Annotated in this window: 12 protein-coding genes; 11 read left to right on the top strand and 1 reads right to left on the bottom strand. The window is 27.1% G+C overall.

Going from position 1 to position 12,519, the window contains the following annotated elements; genetic code table 11:
- Positions 1-2: 2 nt before the first annotated feature.
- The 10 genes from ACRC03_RS02480 (at position 3) to ACRC03_RS02435 (ending at position 9,973) form a co-directional block, all read left to right on the top strand.
- On the top strand, positions 3-701 hold the full coding sequence (locus ACRC03_RS02480; RefSeq protein ID WP_438650970.1) for a response regulator: 699 nt from the start codon (positions 3-5) through the stop codon (positions 699-701).
- Positions 702-844: 143 nt separating this feature from the next.
- Positions 845-1,237: an NAD-binding protein gene (locus ACRC03_RS02475; RefSeq protein ID WP_438650969.1), complete on the top strand. Its 393-nt coding sequence runs from the start codon at positions 845-847 to the stop codon at positions 1,235-1,237.
- Between the two features lie 11 nt (positions 1,238-1,248).
- Positions 1,249-1,932: a potassium channel family protein gene (locus tag ACRC03_RS02470; protein ID WP_438650968.1), complete on the top strand. Its 684-nt coding sequence runs from the start codon at positions 1,249-1,251 to the stop codon at positions 1,930-1,932.
- A gap of 133 nt (positions 1,933-2,065) precedes the next feature.
- Positions 2,066-3,592 carry a TrkH family potassium uptake protein gene (locus ACRC03_RS02465; RefSeq protein ID WP_438650967.1) on the top strand — a complete coding sequence of 509 codons (1,527 nt, stop codon included), beginning with the start codon at positions 2,066-2,068 and terminating at the stop codon, positions 3,590-3,592.
- Positions 3,577-4,068, top strand: coding sequence for a hypothetical protein (locus ACRC03_RS02460; RefSeq protein ID WP_438650966.1), 492 nt, complete (start codon positions 3,577-3,579; stop codon positions 4,066-4,068). Before ACRC03_RS02465 ends, ACRC03_RS02460 begins: the two co-directional genes overlap by 16 nt.
- A gap of 235 nt (positions 4,069-4,303) precedes the next feature.
- Complete coding sequence (locus ACRC03_RS02455) at positions 4,304-4,960, top strand: ABC transporter ATP-binding protein (protein WP_438650965.1); 657 nt, start codon at positions 4,304-4,306, stop codon at positions 4,958-4,960.
- Positions 4,960-5,706 carry an ABC transporter permease gene (locus ACRC03_RS02450; RefSeq protein ID WP_438650964.1) on the top strand — a complete coding sequence of 249 codons (747 nt, stop codon included), beginning with the start codon at positions 4,960-4,962 and terminating at the stop codon, positions 5,704-5,706. The genes ACRC03_RS02455 and ACRC03_RS02450 overlap by 1 nt, the downstream gene beginning before the upstream one ends.
- A gap of 103 nt (positions 5,707-5,809) precedes the next feature.
- On the top strand, positions 5,810-7,516 hold the full coding sequence (locus ACRC03_RS02445; RefSeq protein WP_438650963.1) for an ABC transporter ATP-binding protein: 1,707 nt from the start codon (positions 5,810-5,812) through the stop codon (positions 7,514-7,516).
- Complete coding sequence (locus ACRC03_RS02440; RefSeq protein ID WP_438650962.1) at positions 7,516-9,291, top strand: ABC transporter ATP-binding protein; 1,776 nt, start codon at positions 7,516-7,518, stop codon at positions 9,289-9,291. Before ACRC03_RS02445 ends, ACRC03_RS02440 begins: the two co-directional genes overlap by 1 nt.
- Positions 9,292-9,403: 112 nt before the next feature.
- On the top strand, positions 9,404-9,973 hold the full coding sequence (locus ACRC03_RS02435) for a hypothetical protein (protein WP_438650961.1): 570 nt from the start codon (positions 9,404-9,406) through the stop codon (positions 9,971-9,973).
- A gap of 204 nt (positions 9,974-10,177) precedes the next feature.
- On the opposite strand, the gene ACRC03_RS02430 is transcribed toward ACRC03_RS02435, so the two are convergent.
- Complete coding sequence (locus ACRC03_RS02430; RefSeq protein ID WP_438650960.1) at positions 10,178-10,378, bottom strand: cold-shock protein; 201 nt, start codon at positions 10,376-10,378, stop codon at positions 10,178-10,180.
- A gap of 276 nt (positions 10,379-10,654) precedes the next feature.
- On the opposite strand from ACRC03_RS02430, the gene ACRC03_RS02425 reads away from it, so the two are divergent.
- Complete coding sequence (locus ACRC03_RS02425) at positions 10,655-12,397, top strand: GGDEF domain-containing protein (protein ID WP_438650959.1); 1,743 nt, start codon at positions 10,655-10,657, stop codon at positions 12,395-12,397.
- Positions 12,398-12,519 lie beyond the last annotated feature (122 nt).

The raw sequence follows: 12,519 nt of genomic DNA, 5'->3' as shown, positions 1-12,519 counted from the left end.
ATATGGAAATAAAACCATTGATATTAATAGTAGAAGATGACAAATCTATTGGTAAATTTATAAGGATATCTTTAGAAGCTCAAGGCTATAGATGTGAAGAAACTAAATATGGAAATACAGGAATATCCATGGCATTGTCAATGAGGCCTGATGTAATAATACTAGACTTAGGATTACCTGATATAGATGGACTTGAAGTTATAGAAAAGCTAAAGTATGTATCAAATTCAAAAATAATAGTAGTTTCAGCAAGAGAACATGAAAGATATAAAGTAGAAGCTTTAGACAAAGGAGCAGATGATTATTTAACAAAGCCCTTTGGTTCATCTGAGCTATTAGCAAGGATAAGAGTAGCCTTTAGAAATATAGCTAGAGAAAATAATATAAATAGAGAAGATAAAGCTTTTAAACTAAGAGACTTAGAAATATCCTACGAGAAAAGAAAAGTATGTATAGATGAAAAAGAGATACATTTAACACCTATAGAATACAAATTACTAGTTTTAATGTCTAAATATTCAGGAAAAGTATTAACTCATAGCTTTATTGCTAATGAAATTTGGGGAAGTTGTTCTGAAAGTGAAACACAATCTTTAAGAGTATTCATGGCTAGTATAAGAAGAAAAATAGAAAAAGATCCAACTCAACCTACATACATAATAACAGAAACAGGAGTTGGATATAGGATGATAGATGAATAATAAAGCTTATATAAAGGTGGTATAAAGATTTTAGCAAAATCTTTATACCATCTTTATATATAGAAACATATCTTAATGGAATCTTTATACGATCTTTTATAAAATAAGTATATAGAAAAAATTCAAAAGGGTGGAGTTAGATTATGTATATTATAATAGCTGGATGTGGGAGAGTTGGAACCTCACTTGCAAAGGAATTTTTAGACCAAGGTCATGATTTAGTAATAATAGATAGAGATAATAGTAGACTAGAGTCTTTAGGAAGTGGTTTAAATGCTACTAGAATTATTGGAGTAGAATATGATATTGATATATTAAAAGAAGCTGGCATAGAACATGCAGATTTATTTTTAGCATTAACTCAAAATGATAGTATAAATATAACCGCTTGTCAGGTAGCAACAAAAGTATTTAATGTAAAAAAAGTTATTGCAAAGGTGTCAGATATAAATAAAGAACATATATATAAGTCGTTAAATATTGACTATGTAAACCCAATTAAACTTGGGGTAGAAGAATTAAAATCTAGAGTATAAGAGGGAGATATATGAAAGTTATAGTTATAGGTGGAGGAAAAGTAGGTTTTTATCTTATAAAAACTTTAAAGCAAAAAAAACATCATGTTACATTAATAGAAAAAGATGAAAATTTATGTAATAAAATAGCGGAGCAGATGGATATCGATATAATAAATGGAGATGGTACAGATATTGATGTATTAAAAGATGCTGATATAGATATAGCAGATGTAGTAGCAGCAGTAACGGGTAAAGATGAAGAAAATCTAGTAATTTGTCAAGTTGCTAAAACTAATTTTAATATTCAGCATACAATAGCTAGGGTAAATAACCCTAAAAATCAAACTGTATTCAAAACATTAGGTGTAGACAGTACTGTTTGTAGCACTCAAGTAATAACAAATTTAATCGATTGGGAATGTGAAAGTGAGCAAATAAAAATAATACAAACCTTTGAAAGAGGAGAAATGGTTTTAGTGGAAGTAGAAATAGATAAGAAAATTTCTTGGGTTAACAAATATATAAAAGACATTAATATGCCAAAGAATAGTGTCATTGTATCTGTATTTAGGGATTCACAAGTTATATATCCTAAGGGGGATACTATGATAAAAGAAAGTGACAAGGTAGTGTTAGTTACAGATAGTAGTAACATGACCAGTGAAGGTGAAAATGCCAAGTCAGTATTAGAAAAATTTTTATTTAAGCACTAAAATTAAAAAATGAGGTGGAGTAATGTTAAAATTAAAGGATATATGTTTAGGTGTTGCTAAGGAAATATCGTATATGGGGATACTAGTAGCACTTTTATTAATTATAACTAAAGTAATATAAGAGGGAGATATAATGAAACAAGGGAAGAGAAATATAAATGATTTAAAGGTAATAAGCTACTACACTGGATATATAGTCGTAGGGACTGGGCTTCTTATGATAATACCTATATTAATAGCATTATCTCTAAAAGAATTTGAACCACTTTTAGATTTCACTATAAGTTTAAGTATATCTCTAATAACAGGATTTGTACTAATGATATTAGGAAATGCAAATAAAGAAAAAATATACGTAGAGTGGAGGCATGGATTAGTAATTGCATCATTGTCTTGGATAATATTAATGGTATTATGTGCCATACCATATTACTTAAGCGGAAGTATGGTATCATTTATAGATGCATGTTTTGATGTAATGAGTGGATTTACAACTACAGGTGTATTTTTATTACAAGATTTAGACCATGCCAGTATTAGTCTTAATGTATGGAGACATATGTTAACTTTTGTAGGTGGTCAGGGTATGGTTGTACTTGCACTTACATTCTTAACGAATAAAATGCAAGGTGCATATAAAATGTACGTTGGAGAGGGTAAAGATATAGAATTAGTTCCAAATGCTAGACATACAACTAGAATAATATGGTATATAAGTTTGATTTATCTAGCTGTAGGAACTTTTGTATTTTGGATAAATGGTATATTTATAGGATTAAGTCCTTTAAGCTCTTTATATCATGGCTTCTGTATATTTGCATCTGCATGGAGTACAGGTGGATTTGGGCCAATGAGTCAAAATATGTTATACTACCATAGTTTTTCATATGAGATAGTTACTATAATATTTTTTATGCTTGGTTCTTTAAACTTTGGTTTCCACTATGCAGTATGGAAAGGAAATAAAAAAGAAATTTATAAAAATATAGAAATACAAACATACTTTACTACAATATTTATAAGCTCGGTACTATTAGTATTAGGTTTAACTAAATTAAATATATATTCTGATTCAATAGCAGTTTTTAGAAAAGGAATATATGGATTATTATCAGCTCATACTACAACTGGATTTATGAATGTATATGCAAGACAATTTGCCTTAGAGTGGGGGGACTTCTCTTTAGTAATTATGATAGTAGTAATGTTATTAGGCGGATGCGCATGTTCTACAGCTGGAGGATTTAAGGCACTTAGAATAGGAATAGTATTCAAAGGTCTTATAGCTGACTTAAAGAGACAACTAGGATCAGAAAAGAGAATTAAAGTTTTTAAATTCCATCATATAAAAGATCATGTATTAGATAGTGATGTAGTAAAATCTAGCTCTATAATAATAGTGTGCTATATGGTATTATTCTTAGGTGGAACCTTAATAGGATGCTATTACGGATATCCGCTATTAGATTCAGCCTTTGAGTCAGCATCTATATCAGGCAATGTTGGTTTATCAATAGGTGTTACATCAATAACAATGCCACAAGTGCTAAAAATATACTATATTATAGCAATGTATTTAGGTAGATTAGAGTTTATATCAGTATTTGCTCTAATAGGATTTACAATTGGAGGAATAAAAAAACTATGTGTAAAAAGATAAGCAAGATTTTACTAGGGACTATGATGTGTTTCTTAATTAGTTTTCCTATAAATATAAATGCTCAAGATTATACTTTAAATGATTTAATAGAAAAAGGTAAATTATTTGATAAGAAAGAAGTAATAGTAAAGGGAGAAGTTATAGGTGAAGAATTAGAGAGAAAAGATTACTCATGGATAAATATTAATGATACTACTAATGCAATGGGTATATATATGACAAAAGAAGATGGTTCAAAGGTAAAGATGTATGGAGGATATAATCAAAAGGGAGATACTGTAGAAGTTGTTGGAACTTTTAATAGAGCATGTAAAGAACATGGTGGAGATATGGACATACATGCATTAAGGGTAAATGTAGTGGAACAAGGTAAAGTTTTACAAGACCACTTACCAAAAGGAAAAATAATTTCAGTAATAGTATTAGGTACTGCAGCTTTAACATTGGGTTATGTTTTATATAAAAAATCAAGATAGGTTGTAGAACATTAATTTAGTATTTAGTATTAGTAAAAATTAAATAAAGCTAAAAAATTACTTGTAATAGTAAAATACTCTATCTCTTATATTAAAGATGATAGGGTGTTTTTAATTTAATTTACTTAATATCATATTAATACTTTGAAGTTTTCTTGCATTTATATATTTCAATAAGATACAATAAATATCTAAAGAAGAAATAAAAATTAATATTATAGGGGAGGTAGAAAAATTGACTATACTTAAGTTGCAAAATATACATTACATTAGCGACAATACTAATATAATAAATGGGATTAATTTAGATATTAATGAAGGTGAGTGCATATCAATTGTAGGTCCCTCAGGAAGTGGGAAAAGTACTTTATTAAAATTATGCTCAGATTTAATTAGTCCTTCACAAGGAGATTTATTTTTTAAAAATAAAAATTATAAAGAATATAATCCAACAGAGCTTAGAAAAAAAATAAGTTATTGTGTTCAAATACCATATCTATTTGGTGAAACGGTTTATGATAACCTGTCTTATCCTTTTGAAACAAGGAAAGAAGATGTAAATAAAATTAAAATATTAGAGTATCTATATAAATTTAATTTAGATGAATCATATATAAATAAAGATGTAAATTCACTTTCGGGAGGAGAAAAGCAGAGAATAGCCCTTATAAGAAATTTAATATATAAGCCAGAAATACTTCTTTTAGATGAAGTAACATCTGCACTAGATAAAGATAATTTAAAGATAGTAGAAGGAATAATAAAAGATATGAATAAAAGTGGAACTACTGTAATATGGATTACTCATAATATAGAACAAAGCAAATCTATTTTTAATAGAAAGATAACTATTGAAGATGGGATTATAGAAAATGAGGAGGAACTAAATTAATGGATATAATATCACTAGTAATAGCTTCAGCTCTTCTTGTTATACCAATTTTTATATCGTATAAAGAAAAACTAGAATTAGAAAAAGAAATCGTAGTAAGCATGTTAAGAGCAATAATACAATTAGTATTAGTTGGGTATATTTTGGATTTTGTATTTGGATTAGAAAATTATGTTTTTACAACAATATTAGTACTAATTATGATATTTAATGGAGCATTAAATACTAAAAAAAGAGGAGAAGGAATAAAAAACGTAGTTGGTATATCTTTTATAGCTTTGATTATAGGAACAAGTATTACTATTACAGTACTAGTAATATCTGGGGCGATAAAATTTGTACCAAATGAAGTTATACCAGTAGCTGGTATGGTAGTAAGTAATTCTATGGTGGCTATAGGACTTAGCTATAGAAATTTAAATACAAGTTTTAGAAGTAGAAGAAGTGAAGTAGAAGTCAAATTATCACTGGGAAGTGATATAAAGAACGCATCCAAAACTATAATAAGAGAAAGCATAAAAGTCTCGATAATGCCGTCAATAGACTCTGCCAAAACCCTTGGTATAGTATCTCTTCCAGGAATGATGACAGGGCTTATATTAGGTGGAGCATCACCACTACTTGCAATAAAGTTTCAAATAATGGTGACGTTTATGATATTATCTTCAACATCAATTTCAAGTATTATAGCTACGTATATATCATATAAGCATTTTTTTAATGAAAGAAAACAACTTAATGTGTAAAAAATAAATCATAGAATTGCTATGATTTATTTTTTTGCATATAATTATAATAGCTAGTTTCGAATTTAAATTTTATCTTAGATTTTAAAAATAGAGGTGTAGTATGAAAGTTTATATAAAAAAATATTATAAATTATTTATAATAGCAGTAATATTTGTTTCATTAGAATCCATATGTGACTTGTTACAACCTAGTATAATGTCAAGGATAGTAGATAATGGAATAGCGCAAAATAATATGGATTATATTGTAAATGAAGGTTTTAAAATGCTTTTAGTTACTTTTATGGGGGCTATATTTGCATTGACTAGAAACATAATATCTATAAATGTATCACAAAACTTTTCTTATGATTTAAGAAATGATATTTTTAAAAAAATAAATTATTTTTCTTCTGATACTATTGATAAATACAATAAAGCATCACTTATAACGAGAATAACCAATGACATAAATCAGCTTCAAAATTTTATAAATGGAACTATGAGAGTATTCATTAAGGCACCAATACTTTGTATTGGAAGTCTTATAATGGCAATTAAATTAAATCTAAGATTATCAGTAGTTCTTTTTTTTATAATAGCAGGAGCATTTATAATGATAGCTGTAAATTTTAGAATAGGATACCCACTATTCAAGAAAGTTCAAAAAAGCTTAGATAATTTAAATTCAATGGTAAGAGAATATTTAAGTGGAGTAAGAGTAGTAAAAATTTTTAATAAATATGAATATGAATTAAATAAATTTAGTAACGTAAGTGAAGATTTGTATAAAACAACAACTAATGCAATGAGATTTATGTCAATATTTACTCCATTAATAACTCTTATAATGAATATAGGAATAGTAATAGTATTATACTTAGGAAGTATCAATAAATATGGAATTAAAATTGGTGTAATAGTGGCATATATAAATTATATGACTAGAATTTTATCGTCTCTTATTATGATATCTCATATATTCAATGTATTTATAAGAGCTAAAGCTTCTTACGAAAGAGTGTCTGAGATACTCAAGGAAGACAATGAATATAATAACCATACTTTAGATACGATTGATAAAATAGAAAATATTAAATTAGAAAATGTACACTTTTCTTATAATAAGATTAAATTAAATCCAGTTTTGAAAAATATAAATTTAGAAATAAATAAAGGTGAATCTATAGGCATAATTGGTTCAACTGGTAGTGGAAAGACAACTGTAGTAAATTTAATACTTAAGTTTTACAAAATAGATGGAGGTAAAATAACTATAAATAATAAAGATATAAGTCAAATAGATGATAGAAGTATAAGAGATAGCATATCTATAGTACCTCAAAATAATACTTTGTTTACAGGGAGTATAATAGATAATATAAAATTGGGCAATGAAAAAGCTACTATAGAAGAAATAATATATTATTCAAAGATAGCTAAAGCACATGAGTTTATAAATCTATTAGATGAGGGGTATAATGCTAAATTGGGTCAAGGTGGAATGAATTTGTCAGGTGGTCAAAAACAACGAATATCAATTGCTAGAGCACTTCTAAAAAAACCACAAGTACTAATTCTTGATGATGCAACGAGCTCATTAGATTTAAGTACAGAATGGGAAATAAAGCAAAATCTAAAAAACAAACTATCTGCCTTAAGCTATATTATAATTACTCAAAGAATTTCGTCAGTAATAGATTGTGAAAAAATATATGTATTAGATGAAGGTAAAATAGTAGGAGAAGGAAAACATAAAGAGTTAATTCAAAATTGTCAAATATACCAAGATATATTTAGATCTCAGATAAGTGGGGAGATGATATAGTGAAATACTCTAAAAAAAATAGATTCACACAAAAAGCAAAACCAAAAGATTTTAAAAAGTCTATGCTAAGACTATGGAGTTACTTTAAAAATGAGAAAAAAGTAATTTATCTATTACTATTATTAATAATAATAGACTGTATTTTAGTTATAGTAGCTCCTTACTTAATAGGGAAAGGTATAGATTTAATTAGTTTAAAAAAAGATAAGTTATTCATTGTAATACTATCATGCTTAATTTTTTCTTACTTAATAGATGGAGTAATTATTTTTATAGAGAATTTTATAATATTTGGAATGAGCCAAAGAGTAGTAAAAGAAATGAGGAAAACAGTATTTATAAAGTTGCAAAATCTTCCAATAGAATTTTTTGATAGAAATAGCAATGGAGATATTATGAGTAGAATAAGTAATGATATAGAAAATATAAGTAGTGGAATATCGGATTCAATAACAAGTCTTATATCAGGTATTTTTATTTTAGTATCTACTATTGTAGTAATGTTTATTTTAAGTCCAATTCTTACTTTATGCACAATGGTAACAGTACCATTAGTCATGTTTTTAACTAAAATTATTACAAATAAAACTAAGGTATTGTTTAGAGAACAGCAAATTAGATTGGGAGCGTTAAATGGACATATAGAGGAAATGATTAGTGGAATAAATATTATTAAAACTTTTAATTATGAAGAAAAATCTGTAGGTACTTTTAAATCATTAAATAAAAATATGTTGAAGGTAAGTATTAAAGGACAAATTTATTCTTCTTTATTAATGCCTATGATGAATGTTATAAATAATACTGCTTTTGGATTAATATCTGTAGTTGGGGCAATATTAGCTATAAATAACCTTATAACAGTAGGAGCAATAGCTACTTTTTTAAGCTATTCAAAAAGCTTTACGAGGCCTTTGAATGATTTAGCAAATCTATTCAATAATTTACAAAGTGCAGTTGCTGGATGTGAAAGAGTTTTTGAAGTACTAGATAGTGAAGAAGAAAAAGAAAATAAAAGTAACTATAAGTTATTTAAAAAAATAAATAATGACTTAGTATTTGAAAATGTTAGCTTTGGTTACAAGGCAAATAAATATATCATAAAAGATGTTAATTTAAAGATAAAAGCAAATACTTCAAATGCAATTATAGGAGAAACTGGTTGTGGAAAAACTACTATGGTTAACTTGATTAGCAGGTTTTATGATATTAATGAAGGAACAATAAAAATAGATGGTATTGATATAAGAAATTACTGTAGAGATAGTTATAGAAATAGCTTTGGAGTAGTTCTTCAAGACTCTTACTTATTTAGGGAAAGCATAAAAGAAAATCTTAGATACGGAAATTCAAATACTACAGATGAAGAAATCGTAAATGCCTGTAAAAGAGTAGGTGCACACAATTTTATTACTAAACTTGAAGATGGATACGATACTATAGTAAATGAAAGCGGACAAAATCTTAGTCAAGGTCAAAAACAACTACTAACAATTGCGAGATGTATATTAAAGGAAAGTAATATTTTAATACTTGATGAAGCTACTAGTAGTGTAGATACAAAAACAGAACTTAAAGTTCAAGAAACTATGATGGAATTAATGAAAGAAAAAACTACGTTTATAATTGCACATAGACTAAGTACTATAAAAAATTGCGATAATATAATAGTAATAGAAGATGGAAAAATAAAAGAAATGGGAAATCATAAAGAGTTAATGAAGCTAAAAGGATATTATTATACTAATGTAAATTTATTAAATCAAAATAACTAAGAAAAATCATCTTAGTTATTTTGATTTATATTGACAAAAATATTATAAGTGCTTAAACTGTAACTACAGATGTATATACAGACGTAAGTACAGATATATGGGGGAATACTTTATGAACAGTAAATTAAGTACAAAAGCAATTATAATTTCAGCACTACTATGTGCAATAGGCATAATAATACCCATGTTTTCGCCTATAAAATTTATTTTAGAACCTGCATCATTTACACTGGCTAGCCATGTAGCTATATTTATAGCGATGTTTATATCACCAGGAACGGCATTGTTTGTTACTATAGGAACGACTGTAGGATTTTTTATGGGAGGATTCCCTATAGTTGTAGTATTAAGAGCATTAAGCCATGTAGTATTTGTTTCTATAGGTGCATTTTATCTTAAAGGAAACAAAAATAAGATTAAGAGTATAAAATCCTCACTAGTTTTTTCTTCAATGATAGGTATAATACATGGAATATGTGAAGTTTTAGTGGTAATGCCGTTTTATTTTGGAACATCATTGTCAGAAGGATATTATGATAAAGGGTTTTTGGGTGCTGTAGTAGGTTTAGTAGGTATTGGAACAGCAATACATAGCATGTTAGATTTTGGATTAGCAGTATACATATGGAATGTACTACCAAAAGAAATGAAAAGAAATATAGTAAGAACACAAAAAGCATAGAGTTAATCTCTATGTTTTTTGCATAAAGATAATTAGACCCGTTGAGAAAGATAATAGTATATATACGGATTATATAGAAGTTGTAAATAATTTTTATATGTAATAAGTATATAGTAATTGTTAAAAAAAAGATTTCCTGGTAATGTAAAAAGGAGCCAGGAGGCTCCTTGCTTTGAAATAAAAATATATCTATATTAAAATAAATTATATTCTATTTACATTAGCAGCTTGAGGTCCTCTAGCTCCATCAGTTATTTCGAAGCTAACTTTTTCGCCCTCTTGTAAAGTTTTGTATCCATCACCTTGTATAGCTGAGAAATGTACGAATACGTCATCTCCACCATCTACAGATATAAATCCAAATCCTTTTTCACCGTTAAACCATTTTACTATTCCGTTCTTCATCAGAAAAAACCTCCGTATAATTAAAAAATCCAAACTCATTTAATTAAGCCTGTTGATTAATTATAACCTTTATCAAAAGCAAAATCAAGAGTAGTTTTTGATAAAGTATTATTTTTTTTTGAAAAAAAAATAAAATTATCAACTAGATATTATATGAAATGTTAAGCTATAAAGTGCATTAAAGTATATGTTTTTTAACACATATTTAATATATTGTGTATACATTTCATATATTATAAGGTATATAGTAAAAATATGATTTGATGGGGGAATATGATGGAAGTAGTGATAGGAAAGGAAGCTGATTTATATTTAAAAGAATTAGATCGTATTCTAGAGAAAGAAGCTATCAATATAGTTTATCAACCGATAGTGTCAATTATACAATGTGAAATTATAGGATATGAGGCTTTAGCTAGAGGACCTGAAGGTTCAGTGCTACAGTATCCTGACAAGTTATTTGAAACTGCTAGAAAATATAATAAAACTTGGGAATTAGAATCACTATGCAGAATAAAGGCAATTCAAGGTGCAAATATTATACCTGAAAATAAGTTTTTATTTATAAACGTTGACCCACATATATTTAGAGATGAAAACTTTAAAAGAGGGGTAACGAAAGAGTTTATAGAAAAGAATAATATGTCTTGCGAACATATCATATTTGAAATAACAGAAAAAACCTCAATCGGAGATTATGCAAATTTCAAAAAGGCTTTAGAAAATTATACAGACCAAGGTTTCAAAATAGCTATAGATGATACTGGAGCAGGATACTCAGGTTTAAAAACTATAACTGAAACAAAGCCTAATTATGTAAAAATAGATATGGATATAATTCGAGATATAGATAAAGACACCTTCAAACAAGCGTTGATAGAAGCTTTCGTAAAGTTATCAATATCTACAAGTATGAAATTGATTGCAGAAGGAATAGAAACAGAGGCAGAATTATTAACACTAATAAATTTAGGTGTTTGTCATGGGCAAGGGTATTTTTTAGGTAGACCAGACAGAAAATTTCAAGAACTAAATGATAAAGTAAAAGAAAAAATAGAAAAGTATAATAAGTTAAAAAATAATCGAATCATAAGAGTAGAAGACTATTATATAGGGGAAATAGCAAGGCTGGATAAATCATTTGATTTAAATACTAAAAGTATTGAAATAAAGAAAATATTTGATGAAAGTGATTTAAGAGGAATTTGTATAGTAGATGGAGAATATCCAAAAGGACTAGTAATGAAACATACTTTGTATGGAACTTTTTCAACGTTATATGGGAATGCTATTTTTACTAAAGTTCCTATATACGAATTGATGGAAACAAAGCCTTTAATTGTAGACTATTATACTCCAATGACACAAGTATCCAAAGCCGCCATGAACAGAGAAACTGAAAATGTGTATGACTATATTGTAGTAACAAAAAACAATAAATACTACGGAATAGTAACTGTTAAAATACTACTTCATTACACAACTATGCTGGAATCAAACTATGCAAGAAATTTAAATCCTTTAAGTGGCTTACCTGGGAATCTTATAATTGATAAGGTACTGGAAAATTGTGTAGAAAAGGGGACTAATCATTGTATACTATACTTTGACTTAGATAATTTTAAATCATATAATGATAATTATGGTTTTGAAAGTGGAGATAAAATGTTAAAATATACATCTCATCTTTTAAAATATCAATGTCAATCCATGTTTCCTTTCAATAGTTTTATAGGACATATTGGAGGAGATGATTTTATATTTGTAGTAGAAGGGAACTTAGAAAATTGTAAATTGTTATGTGAAAATATAATAGATGAATTTAATAAAAATATATTAAACTTTTTCAATGAAACGGATAAGAAAAATAAATTTATTGAAAGTATAAATAGAGAAGGAAGAAAAGTAAAATCAGAAATAACATCTTTATCAGTAGCTGGGTTATATGATTCATTTACAGATATAGATGAAATTGGAACTAGTATTTCAAAAATAAAGAAACTATATATGTTCCATTAAATATTGTCACTTTTTATAATATATTTTGTTTCAGTAAAAATACTGGTATTATATAGATAAATATATTATCATAATTGGAGAAATTTATTAATGAACAACTTGGATAAAGCATCAGAAATAGA

The sequence above is a fragment of the Romboutsia sp. genome (assembly GCF_051659545.1).
GTDB lineage: Bacteria > Bacillota > Clostridia > Peptostreptococcales > Peptostreptococcaceae > JBOFOR01.
The sequence above is the reverse complement of the archived record's forward strand: the minus strand, read 5'-3'. Positions and strand labels throughout refer to the sequence as shown.